Source organism: Pseudogracilibacillus sp. SO10305 (assembly GCF_037072005.1).
Classification (GTDB): domain Bacteria; phylum Bacillota; class Bacilli; order Bacillales; family Amphibacillaceae; genus Pseudogracilibacillus; species Pseudogracilibacillus intestinigallinarum.
This window is the reverse complement of the sequence record NZ_JAXHDE010000015.1, coordinates 61,560-79,603: the sequence shown is the minus strand read 5'-3', so window position 1 is coordinate 79,603 and position 18,044 is coordinate 61,560. Positions and strand designations below refer to the sequence as shown.

Below are 18,044 nucleotides of genomic sequence, written 5' to 3'. Positions count from 1 at the left end.
AATGTTCGCCTCTCTTGAGGCAACTTCTATACTATATCATGCCGACATTTCCTTGTCAACACTTTCGATGAAGTTTTTTAACTTATTTTTCGTCCGCCAAAATAGCGACCTCTATAATATAGCATGAATGCCATGTTGATGTCAACAACTTTGTTGAATCTTTTTTCGAAGAAATTTTCATTATGAATGCCTCTCTCGAACGGCATAAATAAATATAACAAATTCCAAAAATGTTTGCAAACAATATGATAATAAAAATGAAAAACACAAGGCGTAAATTACAGAAACATTGATCTATCAACGATTCACCTAATCGTGACAGATATTTTCCGTTCACCTTGTGTTTGATCTAAAATAATTATTTAGTTTTCATTTGCGGGAATAATAATACATCTCTAATGGATGGTGCATTTGTTAATAACATAACTAGGCGATCGATTCCGATTCCTAATCCTCCTGTTGGAGGCATTCCATATTCTAATGCTTCCAAGAAGTCCTCGTCCATTAAATGTGCTTCGTCGTTTCCAGCTTCACGTTCTGCAACTTGTGCTTCAAAACGTTGACGTTGGTCAATTGGATCATTTAATTCTGTAAATGCATTTGCATGTTCTCTTCTTACAATAAATAATTCAAAACGATCTGTAAATCGTTCATCTTCTTTGTTTTTCTTTGCTAATGGAGAAATTTCTACAGGATGCCCATAAATAAATGTCGGTTGTACAAGTTGTTCTTCTACCTTTTGTTCAAAAAACTCATTTACGATATGTCCATATGTCATAGCGTCTGTAATTTCCACGCCATGCTCTTTTGCTAATGATCGTGCTTCTTCATCTGAAATATTTCCCCAAAAGTCTACACCAACATATTCTTTAATAGCATCTACCATATGAAGTCTTGTCCATTCTGGTTTTAAATCAATCGTATCTTCGCCATATTGGATAGTTGTCGTTCCTAATACTTCCTCTGCTATATGTGCAACCATATTTTCAGTTAACGACATAATATCTTTATAATCAGCATATGCTTCATATAACTCAATCATCGTAAATTCTGGGTTATGTCTTGTTGAGATCCCTTCATTTCTAAATACACGGCCTATTTCATATACTTTCTCTAATCCACCAACTATTAGTCGCTTTAAATGTAATTCAATTGCGATTCGCATATATAATTCTATATCTAAGGCATTGTGATGTGTTTCGAACGGACGTGCAGCTGCCCCCCCTGGAATAGAATGAAGCATGGGTGTTTCTACTTCTAAAAACCCTGCGTTATTTAAATAACTTCTCATCGATTGGATAATTTTACTACGCATCACAAATGTTTTGCGACTCTCTTCATTTGTAATTAAATCTAAATAACGTTTACGGTAGCGTAATTCAATATCTTGTAAACCGTGATACTTATCTGGTAACGGACGTAATGATTTTGTTAGTAATGTGAATTCTTTCGCGTGAATCGATAATTCCCCAACATTCGTTTTAAAAACAACACCTGTTACACCGACAATATCACCGATATCTACTGATTTAAAGATTTCGTAAGCTTCTTCTCCGATATCATCTTTTCTTACATATAGTTGAATTTGGTCTGTTGCATCTTGGATATGCGTAAATCCTACTTTACCTTTTCCACGTTTTGTCATTACTCGACCAGCTATTGTAACTGAAATATCCTTCTCAGCTAACTCTTCTTTTGAAAATTCTTCATATAAATCATGTAATTCCTTTGCGTCGTTTGTTCGTTCAAACTTTCCACCAAAAGGATCTATTCCTTCATTATAGTATGTCGCTAATTTTTCACGACGTACTCTCATATGTTCATTTAGTTCTTCCGACAACATAATCACTCCATTTAATCATATTCAAGTTCATTCGAATCTGTTCTATATTTTACGAATCATCGTTCTATAAAGCAAGTCTATTTACATATTTTGCATAAAAATTATGCTTTTTCCCATTTTACAACGGATGCCTTTTCCTTTTCCGATATTTTATGCAATAGATCTTCAATCAAGACACCAGAAGTTGGCAACGCTAATTCAGGCGCAATTTCAAATAACGGAATTAGAATAAAGGCTCTTTCATGTAATCTTGGGTGCGGAATTCGCAATCCTTCAATTTCCCTATTCTCACAATTGAAGAGCAATATGTCTAGATCCATTGTACGTGGTCCTTTATCTATCGTGCGTTCTCTTCCTAATTCATTTTCAATTTGTTGACACGCATGTAGTAACTCTATGTTTTTTAATGATGTCTCTACTTCAATCACCATATTTAAAAATTGGTCTTGCTCTAAGTAATCAACCGGAGCAGTTTCATAGATTGTTGATTTAGTCACAATAGTTATATCTTTATGTGCTTCCAACTTTTTTAACGCATCTTCCATATATTGTTCACGAGGCTCAATATTAGAACCTAAACTTATATATGCTACATTCATTTTTCTCGCTCCCTATAAATTTCTACCGCAACAGATTCATACTGCCCATGAATTGGCGGATTCGGCTTAACTACTCTAACCATACACGCATTTAACATTGGAAACTTTTCAAATAATGATTTTGCAATTGTTTCTGCTACTGCCTCAATTAAGTTTTTCGGCTCGCCTTCCACGATATCACGAATTAGTTCATAAGCATGACCATAATGAATCGATGCATGCATTTCGTCGGTCGTTCCAGCTTCTTTCAAAGAAGTATAAAGATCACAATCAACCGAAAATCGTTGGCCTAATTTGTTCTCTTCTTCAAATAAACCATGATACCCATAAAATTGTAGGTCTTTTAAAATTATTTTATCCATTTACTCCAACCCCATGCACCATCGCATCCATCATTGTCGTTAGCTCTTTCGTTTTTTTCACTTCATGTACCCGAACGATATGAGCACCTTGTGCAATGCCATAACAAGTTGTAGCACCTGTTGCATTGTCACGTTCTTCCGCTGGTATGTCTAACACTTCGTTAATAAATCTTTTTCTAGACGCTCCTAGTAAAAGTGGGTACGGTAATTTGGCTATAATTTCATGTAAATGTCTCATGACAAAAAAATTATCTTGTACCTCTTTTCCAAAACCGATTCCAGGATCTACAATAATTTGTTCGTCTTTGACACCAGCTTGTTTCGCTATATGAATACTTTCTTGTATTTCTGTCACTATGTCTTCGATCATGTCATTATAAGATGTATGGTTTCGATTATGCATTAAAACAATCGGGACATTGTAAGTGGCTGCAACTTTTGCAATTGCAGGTTCCTTTTTCGCCCCCCATATATCATTAATAATGTCTGCTCCTGCTTTCACAGCTTCTTCCGCTGTTTTCGCTTTATACGTATCAATCGATATCGGAATGTTTATATGTTCTTTCAACGCTTGAATAACTGGAATGACTCGTTCAATTTCTTCCTCTTCTGAAACAGGATCATGATTTGGTCTCCAGGAGGATGTTGATTCTCCACCAATATCAATCATATCTGCTCCATCCTCGACCATCTGTTTTGCTCGCGCAATAGCAAGGTCCACCGAAGTATAGGATCCACCGTCCGAAAAAGAGTCAGGTGTTACATTTAAAATCCCCATAATTAAAGTTCGCTTTGATATATCTATTTTCTTTGAAGGTGTATGTATATACATAAAATCTCCCTCTATCTATAAAAATTCAATTATTTCTTCATTTAGTTTACCATAAATAAATAACTATGTAAGATAATTCGTCCGATAAATAGTCAAAAAAAAAGACCATGATTCAATATTTGTTCAAATTGAATCATGATCTATTTTCACTTCATCTATTATTCTTCAAATTGATATAATGCTGTCGATAAGTAACGCTCACCATTGTCAGGTAAAATCGCAACTACTTTTCTTCCTGCGCCAAGTTCTTTTGCGACTTTTTTAGCAGCAGCAATTGCAGCTCCAGCAGAAATACCACCTAAAATCCCCGTTGTTCTAGCTGTCGTACGTGCCGCATCAAACGCTTCTTCGTTTTTCACTTTAATAATTTCATCATAAATCGCTGTATCCAACACATCAGGAACGAAGCCCGCACCGATTCCTTGAATTTTATGTGGACCTGGTGAACCACCTGATAATACTGGTGAATCTTCTGGTTCAACAGCATATACTTTCACACCGTCAAATTTTTCCTTTAATACTTTCCCAGCACCTGAAATCGTTCCACCTGTACCAATTCCAGAAACAAATCCATCTACTCCATCAGGGAATTGTTTTACAAGCTCTTGCCCTGTTGTATGAGCATGTACTTCAGGGTTTGCTTCGTTTTTAAATTGTTGAGGCATGAAATAACCGTTTTCTGTTTTTAATTCTTCCGCTTTTGCGATTGCACCTTTCATTCCTTCAGCACCAGGTGTCAAATATAATTTAGCACCGTAAGCTTTTAATAAATTACGACGTTCTTGACTCATCGTATCAGGCATCACTACCGCTAAATTGTACCCTTTTGCAGCAGCAACTAATGCTAAACCAATACCTGTATTTCCACTCGTCGGTTCAACTAACGTATCGCCAGGTTTAATTAATCCTTCTTCTTCCGCTTTTTCCACCATTGCTAAGGCAATACGGTCTTTTACAGAGCTACCTGGGTTAAAGTATTCTAATTTCACATATATGTCTGCACTATTTTCATCTGCTTGTGGTAATTTAACGACTGGTGTTTCTCCAATTAACTGAGCAATATTATCTGTCACTTTCATGTCCGATCCCTCTCAATTCGTAGTATTTTTATAGGATTTATTTATAATATACCTTTCTATCCAATGTTTGTCAACTATAAATAACAAAAAGGTAGAAGTTTTCCATATATCCTATATGTTACTTCTACCCTTTATCTATTATAATAATGCACGTAATTCGTCTTCTGTTAAATGGTACACCTCATTACAAAAATGACAAGTCGCTTCAGCACCGTGGTCCTCTTCGATCATCTTTGTAATCTCTTCTGCTCCTAATCCTTTAATAGCATTTTCCATTCGCTCTTTGGAGCATTTACATTTATATTGCACATCCATTTTTTCTAATACATCAATTGTTTCATCGTCAAATAATCGTTGCAAAATTTCTTCCGGGCTATTTCCTGCTTCGATTAAGGAAGAAATAGGTGGGAAGTTTTCTAATTTCTGTTCCAGTTTTGCTACTATTTCTTCTGTTGCACCCGGCATTAATTGCACGATAAATCCACCAGCTGCTTTAATTGTATAATCTGTATCCACTAACACCCCTGCTCCAACTGCGGATGGCGTTTGTTCGGATGTCGCAAAATAATACGTAAAGTCTTCACTAATTTCTCCAGATACTATTGGGACTTGTCCTGTAAAATAATCTTTTAGGCCGAGATCTTTTACGATGCTTAATGTTCCTTCTGTTCCAACGGCTGCTCGAACATCTAATTTCCCCTGCTCATTTGACGGGAAATCGACATGCGGATGAATGACATACCCTCGTACATCGCCATGAGCATTTGCATCGACTATAATTGCACCTATTGGTCCATTTCCTTCTACCTTTACTGTTAAGGTGTCTTCTCCTTTTAACATCGCGCCCATCATACCCGTGATCGTTAACGTTCTACCTAAAGCCGCAGACGGTGTCGCCCATGTATCTTGTCTACGTCTAGCTTCTTCTACCGTATTTGTTGTCACAGCAGCATATGCACGAACCATTCCGTCATACAATGTTGTTTTCACTAAATAATCTTGCATTTATATGTTCCTCTTTTCTTCATGTTGATATATATGATATAACCCTTTTAATGTTAAATGTTGTTCAATATGTTGAATCGTTTCAGATCCTTTTGCTATTAATGAAGCAAATCCTCCTGTTGCAATGACCGTTGGATGAACACTAAGTTCACTTTTCATACGGCGAACAATTCCATCTACTTGTGATACATATCCATAATACACTCCTGATTGCATCGCTTCGACCGTCGATAGGCCAACGACATTTTCTGTCGGTGCAATTTCAATTTTTGGTAATTTCGATGCTTTATCATACAAAGCGTCCATGGATATCTTTATACCTGGTGTAATAATTCCACCGTGGTATCGTTTTTGCTCATCTACATAACAAAATGTTGTCGCTGTACCGAAGTCGATAATGATCATCGGTTCATCATATAAATGAATGGCACCAACCGCATTTACAATTCGGTCTGCTCCTATCTCTTTCGGGTTTGGATAAGTTATTTCTAGCGGTGCCCGCATTGTATCCTTTCCAACAACGTATGGTGTAAGATGAAAATATTCCAGACACATCGTTTCTAATGAACGCATAATTGGTGGTACAACAGAGGATATAATAATACCTTCCACGTCAACAAATGATAATTTTTTAAACTGAAATAGAGATTGAATGAGCATCGCAAACTCATCTTTCGTTTTATGAATGTCGGTTTGTATACGCCACTCATAGATTAGTTTGTCCTCTTCAAAAATTCCTAGTACTGTATTTGTATTCCCAATATCAATAACAAAAATCATACGTCTGCTCACTCCTCTATCATTTTGCTCCCATTTATAAACGAACTTCATCTTGATTTATTATGACGGAACTACACACTTTTTACAAAAATTTAGTCTCATAAAAATACTCTTTAAAAATTGTTCCGGAAAAGATGTAGCTAGACTAACTTCGGTTTTACAATAACGTTACTTCACTTGACTGCTCACTCGGCAGTCGCAACGTCCGTTTCCTTCTACTATTGTTAATGATAGGAATAGGGATATAACGGTGCTAGCCATTGTCTTACCAATTTATATAACTCTTTGTCAAACAGCGTTGGTAACACCCTGAAAGTTATGCAATACTTAGTTGTGTTAAGTCAATACATAGCCAATAAGAATAGCGTGAATATGTCACTTCGGAAATGTAGTCCGCTTTCCGCGCGGCTAGTAAGCCAAGCTCAGACTTTGCTTTTCTTGTCTTATCTAGGCTTTTTTCACGCACGAGCCTACGAACATTCCCTACGTTTCATATGACTGTTTACATGCTCGTTTCCTCCTCCTTTGTTGCGTAAGCTGTAAGGGCGAAGGATTTCCTCCTTTGAATGATTGTTCTGCATTTAAAGTGTAAAATCATTCTACTTTTATACATAAAAAAGGTGCCAATGCATTTTTTACACCAACACCATATATTGTAGAGCTAAAAAAACACAAGAATCCATACGATATGGACTCTTGTGTTTTAGATACTTACTTCTCTTCTTCGTCCGGTTTCACGTCTGCGTCTGCTGACGTTACTTCCTCTTCTTGCGAGTCTGAAGCATTCGTATCGACTAACTCTTCCGTATCAGTCTGTTCTTCTGATTCCTCGAGTTTTTTTGCCGCTTTCTCTTTCGTTTCTTCATACGTTTCAAGTTTTACGTCTTCTTCTTCCTCTTTAGAAGGAGTATGTTCGATAGGCATTTCACCTGTATCGAATAGAGACTTAATTTCATTCGCATTTAATGTTTCTACTTCTAATAATTTTTCAGCAATTAATTCTAGTTGTTCACGATGCTCTGTTAAAATATCTTTCGCTCGTTCATAACAACTATTAATGAAACTCTGTGTTTCTATGTCAATTTCATGTGCAATTGCTTCACTATAATTTTTATCAGATGATAAATCTCTTCCTAAGAACGGATCTTTTCCACCATCTGCAAATTGAGTAGGGCCGATTTTTTCGCTCATTCCATACTCTGTGATCATTTGTTTCGCAATCGCTGTTGCACGTTGGAAGTCATTTGATGCACCGGTACTTACATGATCACGTCCAAATATGATTTCCTCTGCGACTCGACCACCTAGTAATCCTGTAATACGGTCAAATAACTCTGGACGAGTTGCTAAGAAGCGATCTTCTTTTGGCAACATAACCGCATATCCACCAGCTTGTCCACGCGGAACGATAGTTACTTTATGAACTGTGTCTGCGTCATCTAACACCATACCGATAATTGTATGCCCACTTTCGTGGTATGCAACAATTTGTCTTTCTTTTTCAGAAATGACACGGCTCTTTTTCGCTGGTCCAGCGATCACACGGTCAATTGCTTCATCTACTTCTTTCATTGTGATGACCTTTTTATCATGACGTGCAGCAACTAATGCCGCTTCGTTTAATACGTTCTCTAAGTCTGCCCCAGCAAACCCTGGTGTACGAGCTGCGATTGTTTTTAAATCAACATCTTCAGCTAAAGGCTTATTACGTGCGTGTACTTTTAATACAGCTACACGGCCTTTTAGGTCTGGCCTATTTACAGGGATCTGTCTATCAAAACGACCCGGACGTAATAATGCAGGGTCTAAAATGTCTGGACGGTTCGTTGCCGCAATCATAATGATTCCTTCGTTTCCTTCAAACCCATCCATCTCTACTAATAACTGGTTTAATGTTTGTTCACGTTCATCGTGACCACCACCAAGACCAGCACCACGCTGTCTACCTACTGCATCAATTTCATCAATGAAAATAATACAAGGTGCATTCTTTTTCGCGTTTTCGAATAAATCTCTTACACGTGAAGCCCCAACTCCGACGAACATTTCAACGAAGTCTGAACCACTAATAGAAAAGAATGGCGTTCCAGCTTCTCCTGCAACTGCACGGGCAAGTAATGTTTTACCTGTACCTGGAGGACCGACTAATAGTACCCCTTTAGGAATTCTTGCACCTAGTTCAGAGAATTTACGTGGATCTTTTAAGAACTCTACTACTTCTACAAGTTCCTGCTTTTCTTCATCTGCTCCAGCTACATCTGTGAAGCGTACCTTCGTTTGTTCTTCTGTATATAATTTCGCTTTACTTTTACCAAAGTTCATTACACGGCCACCGCCGCCTCCACCTTGAGCTCGCGTAAAAATAAAGAAGAAAATTAATCCAATTAATAAGAATGGTAACATCATCGTCAGGAAACTAACGAACGCACTCGGCTGTTCTTCCTGTTCAATTTTCAGTACACTTTTTTCATTCGCAGTGTCTGTAATATTTGCGATAATATCGTTATTATCTGGTACTTGAACGACGAATGGTTTATCGTCTTTCTTTAATTCACCAGTAATTCTAATAATTTTATTCTTTGGTTGCATCGTCATTTCTGATATTTTATCACCTTCTAAAGCACTCATGAACTCTTTTACATTCATTTCTTCTGACGGTTCATTTTGTCCTTTAAAAAGGCTAATTACTCCGATTAACACGACGAATATTAATGCATATGTTAGTACATTCCGAAAAATTCGGTCCATTTACAAACCTCCTCCCCTCAACGGGAAAACTCCATAACATAGTATCATATTAAATTTATCCAATACAACTAAATACTCTTTATTTTGCTTATTTTAAAGAAAAGAAAATAAAACTTTGTTCACATTTTATTTTTCAATTTCATCCTGGTATACTTCTGGCTTTAATATACCGATATACGGTAAATTACGATATCGCTCATTATAATCTAAACCATAACCAACAACGAACTCATCTGGCACTTCAAAACCAACCATATCTGCTTTAATTTTCGCGGTTCTTCCAGATGGTTTGTCTAATAATGTAACAATTTTAACCGATTTAGCTTTTCGATATTTAAATAAGTCCACTAAGTAACTTAATGTTAATCCACTATCGATAATGTCTTCTACGACGAGTAAGTCTCTTCCTTCTACTTTCGCGTCTAAATCTTTTACAATTTTTACTTCCCCAGATGAACGCATGCCACTTCCATAACTCGATACGTCCATAAAATCCATTTCGACATGTGTATCTATATGACGTACAAGATCAGCCATAAATGGGGTTGCTCCTTTTAACACACCGATTACGAGCGGAAATTTATCTTCGTATTCTGCTGTTAATGTTGCCCCTAATTCTTCACATTTAGCTTTTATATCCTCTTCCGTTATTAATACTTCTAATATTTCATCACGCATAATTGTCCTCCTCATTTCCTTTTCCATGCTGTTCATAGGTAAGCATTATAAATAGGCCTTGTTTCTTTTTGTTTATTTTTTCATTTTTTCTAATGCCAATTAGCCATAGAATCTCACCAGTATGATCTGTCACAATAAATTTGTCATCGCGTAAATGACGTGGCACTTTTTCGTCCATAAAAATATCTTTTAACTTTTTTGTACCGTCTAGTCCATTATACGTCATTCTATCCCCATCACGCCGCGTTCGAATATGTAGTGGGAAGACAATCTCCTCTTTCTTACAAACGTATGTAAACTTACTATTAGGTATAGCATCTAAATTATCTATATAGGTTAAGCTTACACGATCACCGTTCGATAAAGTACATGTTTGTTCCATATCTTCTAACAAAAGTTCTTGTTCTGCTTTTTCTACTGTACTTTCCTTATATACATATAATGTACGATACGCCTTTTCAATGTATACATTTTCGGGAAACTGTATACGTTTATTCGGAATATTAGATTGTAACAATTCCATAAATAGACCTTCATGTACATGGGATAAATTTTGTGACGGTTGTTTATATAGATAGTCTAATGTTAGTCGATAACAACGCCTTTGTAAAGAGACGGGGTATGACATAAATAGATCGAGTTGGATAGCAATTTCTGCTTTTTCCTGTCGGATGGTACATACATCACGAAACATCTTTTTTGCTTCCGCTTGTAAATAGCGTTCATCTTCTTGAACACTTTCCGTATAACGTTGTACCGTCCGATGTAATTGATCATATCGTTCTTTCAACGGAGGAACGATCGTTTTCCTTATGTTATTTCTTTCATAGGAAGGATCAAAATTCGATAAATCGATCTGTGGTTGGATGCCTTCGTTTTCACAATATTGTTCAATCATCGCTTTAGTGACACATAATAACGGGCGAATAATATGCCCTTCATGAAAAGGACGTTTCACTGGAATACCTAGCATACCATTTAAAGTGGTTGCACGTGTTAAGCTCATCAACATCGTTTCAATTTGGTCATCTCCATGATGGCCCATTGCGACAGATGATGCACGATACTTTTTCATCATTCGGTGTAATGCTTCATAACGTAATATACGAGCAGCGACTTGTGTACTTAATTTGTTTTGTGCAACATAAGTACGTACATCAACACGCACGGATTCATGTGTGATTCCCCAAGCATTACAAACAGATGCAACATATGCTACATCTTCTTCTGACGCTTTTCCACGTAATTGATGATCTACTGTCACAGCAATAAGTGCTAAACCTAATTCTTCTCGCATTTGGCATAATAGATGTAATAATGCCATAGAATCAGGTCCACCTGATGTTGCTACAATAATCGTTTCATTTTCATTAACCATATGATGTTGTTTCATAAAATTACGTATCATTTGTTTCATCATAAAATCCAATCTCATCCTTTTCTATATTATAACGATGATTGATCCTAAATGTCATTTAATAGGACGTTATTTTTAAAAAAAGATACGTTTCACGGAATATTTCCGTTGCAAATACCAAACTGATGAAAAAAAACGAATAAAGTAGGGATGATATGTTATCCATTCCTTCCTTTATTCGTTTAGAAACTTTTAGGATGTAGCGATTTGTTCCATCACCGGTATCGGTTTCCATTTCGGACGATATTTATCGATTTTAAATACGACGACTGTCATATCATCCCTTATCGTTCCCCCGTTATCACGAACAACATCTTCTAAAAGTAAATCTGCAATATGTTGTGGATCATCTGTTTCGATCTGTGCAATTTTTTGTTGTAATTGTTTTTCATCATGTGTCACATGTACGATTCCGTCATACAGTCCATCACTCATCATAATAACGATATCACCTTGTTTTAATGTTTGTTGAATCATATCTACTTCTACTTGTTGGATAATTCCTATCGGCAAACTACTTCCGTCAATTTGAATAACCTCATCCCCTCGTTTTAAAAAGCTAGGAACCGAACCAATTTTTACAAATCTTAATGACGCATTTTGTAAATTCACGATCGCTAAGTCTAATGTTGCAAAAATTTCATCCGAAGTCCGCAACGCTAAAATCGAATTGATTGATTCAATTGCGACACTTTCTGATATACCTGTCTGTAATAATTGTTTTAATAAACGTAATGTTTCACTACTTTCCTCCCGCGCACGTAACCCATTCCCCATTCCATCACTAATGGCCAAAGCATATTTTCCCTTTCCTACCTCTGTTAAGAGATGACAATCACCAGAAATGAGCCCGCCACCTTTTGCTGCCGTTGCAACACCTGTTTCAATCGTATATTGCTTTGCCGAACGAAATGTTAAAAAACTTACCCCGTTTGGAAAAGGAGATATTTCCTCTTTTTCCACGACGATCGTCTCATTTAACACATGTGATAATAATGGAGCAATGACTTTCGCACCTTCGCCATGATAATCGTGAAAAATAAGTGCTAATTCCATATCGATATTTCCCTTTTCTAACTGGTAAATATCAATTTTTTCTAATGAAATATGCATTTGTTGTAGCGCCCGTACAATTTCGATTTCTTTTTGTTCATGTCGGTGGCGCTCTTTCACAATTTCCTTTGCAAAATTATCCATCATTTGGGACACACCTTGTAATTGATCAGCGACGATTTTTTTGCTTTCGGCGACTTGTTCTTTTAATTGCTTATTTAAAGATAACAATGATATTTCATTTTTCATTACTTCAATGACTTCCGTTGATTTTACACAATGCCTATCAAATTGTGCCCGTTGCATATCGTGTATACTTCCACCGTGCAATAGTACGTCCTTCATGTTTTCCATTAAGACATACGTATCTTCGAATTTCCGTACCCAACAACGTTGCTTCATAAAACAATTTTGGCATGTCTTTTCCGTAACGAAACTTAAAAAATAATCTGTTTCATTTAGTGATGCTGGTTGCTGTTCTTTCATACTTGAAGATAAAAAACTTTCCGATAAAGCCTCAAACACATCAGAATATTGTTCTACACGCTTAGCTGTCACATCACGCATTTTTTGCAAATGTTTTCTTTCTTCATACGTATAAGCTGCCGTACCCGGAATATATTTTGATAAAGTATAGAGTAATTGTTTTGGCATCATATAAAACAGACAAACTGCGACAATTGATGCCATCATATTTGAGCCAATCGCTCCTATTTCTCCATACGTACTAACGAGTAATGTGCCAATTAAAAGTCCTGAACTCGTTCCGAATTTCTTCCCTTCATACAATAACCCACCTAATAAACCAGCAAATGCGAGTAAACTCATTTCATATAAATTAGTTATATTAGCTAAGGACAATATTAATCCTGTTACGACCCCAACCGTTGCACCAATCGCCGCCCCTCCTACACAAGCGATGACTAACACGATCCATCGAGCAAAAACGGAGGCTAAAGATACGTCATATATATTCCAACCAATAAAACCAGTTAAAATTGAAGCAAGTAATATAATAATGGAAATTACTTCTTCATTTTTCAATGTCACTGTGTATGATTTAAAAGAGAATAAAGCCATACTTTGTGTAAATATCATCCATAAAATAAGTGCCAAACATGCTTCCACTAAAAAACTTACCCCATGATAAATCGTTAATTTCATTTGTAACATATGTATAAGGAATCTCGGTGCAACCATTGCAATAAATAAACATGTCATGACCCACTTTGTTTGTCGTTGTTGTGGAAGAAGTTTCATTAAAAAAACAAACAAGCTAAGTGATAGAACGATAAATATTGCTTGTTCTATAGAATACGTACATGCACCGATGATCATCCAAAACGATAAAATCGACAATCGTTTCTGACCATACACCATGCATGCAGCGAAAAATGGTAGAGCAAAAGGGGACAATTCAAATAAAATGACTGCTCGTCCCAATAATAATGCAGTAGCCCATAGAAAAATATTTTTCTCCATTAAAAATGTGTAGAACATCATGTAGAGGTTTCTATCTTTGAACGCCATATTGGATTGTACTGTTTCACTCACAATATTCCTCCTCCTATCATAGTACGTTCATTACACCATATATATGTCGTTTATTTTGTCAAAATAGAGAATGGATAAAGAAGAACTTTTCGACGGATTTTACGAACATGTACATATATAAGCAAAACTTCTACAAATCTACTCTATTTTTTTGGAATGAGGACATTTGTTGACTTCATTTTAAAAGTGTTGTATTATATTTCATGTTGGTTGAAAAACTACAAGGCTTATATGGCGGTGTAGCTCAGCTGGCGAGAGCGTTCGGTTCATACCCGAAAGGTCGTGGGTTCGACTCCCTCCGCCGCTATCTATGAAAAAACGGCTCTGTTTATCTATGCTTGATAAACAGGGCCGTTTTTCGTTTTACAATAACTTTTCGTCATAGAAAAGTATTGCCGAATTCTACAGTAAAAATGCGATAAAATAAAATGAGATCCCCGTAACAAGTCCATTTACTGAAACTCCGTATTGATTTCACTCGGTTTTGTCTGTGGCACTTTTTACGATTTACATAAAAAACAAGTCCATCCTATATATAGAAAAAGGCAAGTGTATTTTATACACTTGCCTTGGATCGCCTTATATTCATTATAATAAGAGCATTATTTGGTAAACAGCAATTGCTATCCTCTTTTAGCACCTCTTCCGCCACGTCGAGATTCAGTGTGCTTCTTTAATGATGCTAAACGGTCCTCTGAATCTTTTAAAAAACGATTCATTTTAGATTCGAAGTTTTCCGTTCTCTCTCGAGTTTGTTTTTGACGTACTGGTCTTTCTTTTGCCTTTTTAATAGATAATCCAATTTTACCGTCATCTTCTACATTAATTACTTTTACTTGTACTTCGTCTCCGACAGTTAAATGTTCATTGATATCTTTTACATAATTGTCAGCGACCTCACTTATATGAACAAGTCCTGTCTTACCTTTTTCTAATTCTACGAAAGCACCAAAATTTGTAATTCCAGTTACTTTCCCTTGCAATTTGCTGCCTACTTCAATTGACATTAAAAAATGCTCCTCCTTGATAATTTTAAAAATGTTTCCATTTGTTCATAGTATACGAATTATCCAAAAATATGTCAATAAGAGAGACTATCGTCATCCTCTAATTGGAAAATTAGCTCTCCCTCTTTAGATAAAAAATAATTCGTTCTAGCAATTTCTAAAATATAATCATCATCTTTTAGTAGATTCACTTCTTCTACTAATTTTTCTTTTTCATGCAGTAATGCTTCTTTCTCTTCCATAAGTTGTTCATGCTCATTTAATTTATCTGCATATGTAGCACGTTGTGTCATATGATACCAAAATAAAGAGCCTGAAATAACGACCATCACAATAGCGGAAAGTACGAGTCTTTTCATTAAGCGTCTCTTTTTACGTTGTTCCCGCTTTATTTGTTTTTCATATTGTTCTACGTAATTTGATTTAATTTTTGCGATTGAACTACCTTGCCTTTGCATGAGAGACTTCCCTCCTCTAATTTACCGCTTCCATTTAACAATCAATTTAGTATATATTGTACTATAAAAGCGACATAAAATGGTAATTATATTGCTATTTTTTCGTAAAATGAATCTCTTTAACCGTTGCAAACGTTGACCGAATAATTTAAACCATACTTTATACATACATTTCTTCAAAAAATTATATACATAGAGCAAACATCTCATACAAAAGTATAGTATATAGGTAATTGGTTTCACAACCAATATGTAAATAGCTCGCCAAATAAATCGAACAATGTGCATCATACATTGTAAACACTTCATATAAAAGGTTTGAACAAAGACGATATACGCACTATATCCAAGAAAAACCGCTAATAAAAAGTAAAACCGCAATATGCCGTTATTCATTTTATATAAAATGTAATAAACGATTGCGGTTTGACAAAGCCAGTACAACACGAACAAAAAACGATAAAGCAGTGCGTTTCGTAATAGTGGCATGATCGTGTGGCGAAAAGTGTCTGTCGATATTCCAATATAGACACCAGTACAAATCATCACACCTAAAAACACCCACTCTTGGTGGACTGTCATTTAAAGAGCTTGCTAAATAAACTTTTAGCTGACTCCGGTTGGGTATCATCCATATACGAAAAATCATCGATCTTTCCGTGAATGATGACGAGTCCATCTTGTACATTTAATGTTTTTAATTGAAGCTTTTCTCCACGTACAATAACGTATCCCATCACCGTTTGTAATAAAAATTCTTCTTGGTCAAAACTATCGATTTCTTTTACACCGGTTACTTCAATTTCTTTGCGATTTTTAATTTTTATGTCGTGTGTTCCTGTCGCTATTTCTTTTTCAACTTTTAATGTATCTTTCATTCCTCTCACCCCTTATTCCTAACATATGTTAGGAGGGACAAGTTTAGAACGAATTATTCTGCAGATATTACTCTCTCTTCACGAACAACTTCATACAATGTTGTTGCCTCGTCTTTTTTCACATGTTCTTTCACATGTAGCACTTTTACTGTTAAAGTTGTTTGCCCAAAGTATATTGTAATTAAATCCCCCACATCGATAATGACAGAAGGTTTTGCTACTTGGTCATTTACCTTAATTCTTCCTTGTTCAGCAATTTCTTTCGCTAATGGACGACGCTTAATAATTCGTGATACTTTTAAAAATTTATCTAAACGCATTTTTATCATTCCTCTTTCTTTGCTTCATTCCAAAAATGATCTAGCTGTGCTAACGTAAAATCATGGAACTCTTTATTCGATTCCTTCACACATTGTTCCACATGCTTAAATCGGCGGATAAATTTTTCGTTCGTTTGTTGTAATGCATGTTCTGGATATATGTCATAAAAACGAGCAATGTTTGCTAAGACGAATAACATATCTCCGAACTCTTTTTCCATCTCTTTTTCATCATTCGCTTCCGCCGCTTCTTTAAATTCCTGTAATTCTTCTTCCCACTTCAACCATACATCTGTAACTTCATCCCAATCAAATCCTACTTTTGCCGCTTTACGCTGAACTTCATCTGCTACTTGTAAAGCAGGAGCAAAAGTGATGATATCTTCTAACATCGAATGTTTCAGTTCGCTTTTTTCCTCACGCTTTAATTCATCCCAAGTTTTATTATTTTCGCCATCCCCAAACACATGTGGATGACGGTGGATCATTTTTTCGGTAATCGAACGAATGACATCATCTACCGTAAAATAACCGTCGTCTTCTCCAATTTGGCTATGGAGCATCACTTGCAACAATACATCGCCAAGCTCTTCAATAATTCCTTCATCATCTTCCCTTTGAATCGCATCGATTAATTCATATGCTTCTTCTTGTAAATATTTTCTCAAAGAGGCATGTGTTTGTTTTCGATCCCACGGACACCCATTTGGTCCTCGCAATATTTGAATCGTTTCACGCAATGTTTGGAAATGATGTGGTAGAGCTTCTTTTATCGGCGGAACATAAACAGATGTTAAATTGCTCATTTCCATGACTCTATCTAACTCTTCTACTGGAACAGTTAACAGTTTTTCGTTTACCATACCTGCCGCTTCGACAATCGTTACTTCATAATGCGCTGGTAAATCTTCTAGTAGTGCAAGTTTTACATCTGATGCTATAAATGCATCATATACTTGGCAAAAGATAATATGCTGTTTATATTGTAATGATGTACGATCAAACGATGTTCCATCCACAAATTGAAAACCGTCAATCGGATCGATTTTCAACGCTGTAAATAAATCATCTAAATAACTTTGACCACCTAAAAGATGTATATCTGCTGTCGGATGTTCTAATAATAACTGAACTGTACGTTCCGCAAGCATCGGATGACCAGGTACCGCATATAATATGTCTTCTGTTTCTGCCTGTCGTACTAATATGTCTACAATTTCTTCATATACCGCATCAAATTGATGATGTTTTTCATATATTATATCAAAACTTTGAAAATGTACCCCTTCCTCTTGTAAATAAGTAATAACAGGGTGGTCTAACGTTCTCGCATAAATAGTAATAGGAGCGTTTTTTAATGTTTGATACAATCCAAACGGCAATTGCTCGATATTTCCTGCTCCTAGACCTATTACTTCAATTTTACCCACT

Annotated in this window: 17 protein-coding genes and 1 tRNA gene; 1 reads left to right on the top strand and 17 read right to left on the bottom strand. The window is 36.0% G+C overall.

What is annotated here, in order from left to right; all coding sequences use genetic code 11:
- Positions 1-358: 358 nt before the first annotated feature.
- The 11 genes from lysS to spoIIE form a co-directional block, all read right to left on the bottom strand.
- Entirely contained in the window at positions 359-1,843 is a 1,485-nt protein-coding gene (gene lysS / locus SPD45_RS11820; RefSeq protein ID WP_336267973.1) for a lysine--tRNA ligase, read from the bottom strand.
- A 101-nt stretch (positions 1,844-1,944) separates the two neighbouring features.
- Positions 1,945-2,442, bottom strand: a complete 498-nt coding sequence (gene folK / locus SPD45_RS11815; protein WP_336267972.1) for a 2-amino-4-hydroxy-6-hydroxymethyldihydropteridine diphosphokinase — start codon at positions 2,440-2,442, stop codon at positions 1,945-1,947.
- Entirely contained in the window at positions 2,439-2,804 is a 366-nt protein-coding gene (folB, locus tag SPD45_RS11810) for a dihydroneopterin aldolase (protein WP_336267971.1), read from the bottom strand. The genes folK and folB overlap by 4 nt, the downstream gene beginning before the upstream one ends.
- Positions 2,797-3,636 carry a dihydropteroate synthase gene (gene folP / locus SPD45_RS11805; protein ID WP_336267970.1) on the bottom strand — a complete coding sequence of 280 codons (840 nt, stop codon included), beginning with the start codon at positions 3,634-3,636 and terminating at the stop codon, positions 2,797-2,799. Before folP ends, folB begins: the two co-directional genes overlap by 8 nt.
- Positions 3,637-3,794: 158 nt before the next feature.
- A complete protein-coding gene (gene cysK, locus SPD45_RS11800; protein ID WP_336267969.1) occupies positions 3,795-4,715 on the bottom strand; it encodes a cysteine synthase A in 921 nt (306 codons plus the stop codon).
- 138 nt (positions 4,716-4,853) lie between these two features.
- Positions 4,854-5,720, bottom strand: a complete 867-nt coding sequence (gene hslO / locus SPD45_RS11795; protein WP_336267968.1) for an Hsp33 family molecular chaperone HslO — start codon at positions 5,718-5,720, stop codon at positions 4,854-4,856.
- Complete coding sequence (locus SPD45_RS11790) at positions 5,721-6,500, bottom strand: type III pantothenate kinase (RefSeq protein ID WP_336267967.1); 780 nt, start codon at positions 6,498-6,500, stop codon at positions 5,721-5,723.
- A 711-nt stretch (positions 6,501-7,211) separates the two neighbouring features.
- Positions 7,212-9,248: an ATP-dependent zinc metalloprotease FtsH gene (gene ftsH, locus SPD45_RS11785; RefSeq protein WP_336267966.1), complete on the bottom strand. Its 2,037-nt coding sequence runs from the start codon at positions 9,246-9,248 to the stop codon at positions 7,212-7,214.
- A gap of 126 nt (positions 9,249-9,374) precedes the next feature.
- Complete coding sequence (gene hpt / locus SPD45_RS11780) at positions 9,375-9,926, bottom strand: hypoxanthine phosphoribosyltransferase (protein WP_442962024.1); 552 nt, start codon at positions 9,924-9,926, stop codon at positions 9,375-9,377.
- Positions 9,919-11,346, bottom strand: coding sequence for a tRNA lysidine(34) synthetase TilS (gene tilS / locus SPD45_RS11775; protein ID WP_336267965.1), 1,428 nt, complete (start codon positions 11,344-11,346; stop codon positions 9,919-9,921). Before tilS ends, hpt begins: the two co-directional genes overlap by 8 nt.
- Before the next feature lie 189 nt (positions 11,347-11,535).
- On the bottom strand, positions 11,536-13,950 hold the full coding sequence (gene spoIIE, locus SPD45_RS11770; RefSeq protein ID WP_336267964.1) for a stage II sporulation protein E: 2,415 nt from the start codon (positions 13,948-13,950) through the stop codon (positions 11,536-11,538).
- Positions 13,951-14,183: 233 nt separating this feature from the next.
- On the opposite strand from spoIIE, the gene SPD45_RS11765 reads away from it, so the two are divergent.
- Positions 14,184-14,257, top strand: a tRNA-Met gene (locus SPD45_RS11765).
- 316 nt (positions 14,258-14,573) lie between these two features.
- On the opposite strand, the gene SPD45_RS11760 is transcribed toward SPD45_RS11765, so the two are convergent.
- The 6 genes from SPD45_RS11760 to mazG form a co-directional block, all read right to left on the bottom strand.
- The gene (locus tag SPD45_RS11760) at positions 14,574-14,957 is read right to left on the bottom strand and encodes a S1 domain-containing RNA-binding protein (RefSeq protein ID WP_336267963.1); all 384 of its coding nucleotides are present in this window, start codon (positions 14,955-14,957) and stop codon (positions 14,574-14,576) included.
- Positions 14,958-15,031: 74 nt separating this feature from the next.
- Complete coding sequence (locus tag SPD45_RS11755) at positions 15,032-15,415, bottom strand: FtsB family cell division protein (RefSeq protein WP_336267962.1); 384 nt, start codon at positions 15,413-15,415, stop codon at positions 15,032-15,034.
- Between the two features lie 21 nt (positions 15,416-15,436).
- Positions 15,437-15,997 (bottom strand): spore cortex biosynthesis protein YabQ, encoded by a 561-nt coding sequence (gene yabQ / locus SPD45_RS14435; protein WP_442962023.1) that lies wholly within the window; start codon positions 15,995-15,997, stop codon positions 15,437-15,439.
- Complete coding sequence (gene yabP, locus SPD45_RS11750) at positions 15,994-16,293, bottom strand: sporulation protein YabP (RefSeq protein WP_336267961.1); 300 nt, start codon at positions 16,291-16,293, stop codon at positions 15,994-15,996. Before yabP ends, yabQ begins: the two co-directional genes overlap by 4 nt.
- Before the next feature lie 53 nt (positions 16,294-16,346).
- The gene (locus SPD45_RS11745; protein ID WP_336267960.1) at positions 16,347-16,613 is read right to left on the bottom strand and encodes an RNA-binding S4 domain-containing protein; all 267 of its coding nucleotides are present in this window, start codon (positions 16,611-16,613) and stop codon (positions 16,347-16,349) included.
- A gap of 5 nt (positions 16,614-16,618) precedes the next feature.
- Complete coding sequence (mazG, locus tag SPD45_RS11740) at positions 16,619-18,043, bottom strand: nucleoside triphosphate pyrophosphohydrolase (protein ID WP_336267959.1); 1,425 nt, start codon at positions 18,041-18,043, stop codon at positions 16,619-16,621.
- Position 18,044 lies beyond the last annotated feature (1 nt).

Excerpts from the sequence above, each read along its gene's own strand:
- cysK (WP_336267969.1), bottom strand. The coding sequence starts at position 4,715 with ATGAAAGTGACAGATAATATTGCTCAGTTAATTGGAGAAACACCAGTC.
- SPD45_RS11755 (WP_336267962.1), bottom strand. The coding sequence starts at position 15,415 with ATGCAAAGGCAAGGTAGTTCAATCGCAAAAATTAAATCAAATTACGTA.
- SPD45_RS11745 (WP_336267960.1), bottom strand. The coding sequence starts at position 16,613 with ATGCGTTTAGATAAATTTTTAAAAGTATCACGAATTATTAAGCGTCGT.
- ftsH (WP_336267966.1), bottom strand. The coding sequence starts at position 9,248 with ATGGACCGAATTTTTCGGAATGTACTAACATATGCATTAATATTCGTC.
- lysS (WP_336267973.1), bottom strand. The coding sequence starts at position 1,843 with ATGTTGTCGGAAGAACTAAATGAACATATGAGAGTACGTCGTGAAAAA.
- folP (WP_336267970.1), bottom strand. The coding sequence starts at position 3,636 with ATGTATATACATACACCTTCAAAGAAAATAGATATATCAAAGCGAACT.
- SPD45_RS11760 (WP_336267963.1), bottom strand. The coding sequence starts at position 14,957 with ATGTCAATTGAAGTAGGCAGCAAATTGCAAGGGAAAGTAACTGGAATT.
- tilS (WP_336267965.1), bottom strand. The coding sequence starts at position 11,346 with ATGATGAAACAAATGATACGTAATTTTATGAAACAACATCATATGGTT.
- folB (WP_336267971.1), bottom strand. The coding sequence starts at position 2,804 with ATGGATAAAATAATTTTAAAAGACCTACAATTTTATGGGTATCATGGT.
- yabQ (WP_442962023.1), bottom strand. The coding sequence starts at position 15,997 with ATGACAGTCCACCAAGAGTGGGTGTTTTTAGGTGTGATGATTTGTACT.
- folK (WP_336267972.1), bottom strand. The coding sequence starts at position 2,442 with ATGAATGTAGCATATATAAGTTTAGGTTCTAATATTGAGCCTCGTGAA.
- hslO (WP_336267968.1), bottom strand. The coding sequence starts at position 5,720 with ATGCAAGATTATTTAGTGAAAACAACATTGTATGACGGAATGGTTCGT.
- hpt (WP_442962024.1), bottom strand. The coding sequence starts at position 9,926 with ATGCGTGATGAAATATTAGAAGTATTAATAACGGAAGAGGATATAAAA.
- SPD45_RS11790 (WP_336267967.1), bottom strand. The coding sequence starts at position 6,500 with ATGATTTTTGTTATTGATATTGGGAATACAAATACAGTACTAGGAATT.
- yabP (WP_336267961.1), bottom strand. The coding sequence starts at position 16,293 with ATGAAAGATACATTAAAAGTTGAAAAAGAAATAGCGACAGGAACACAC.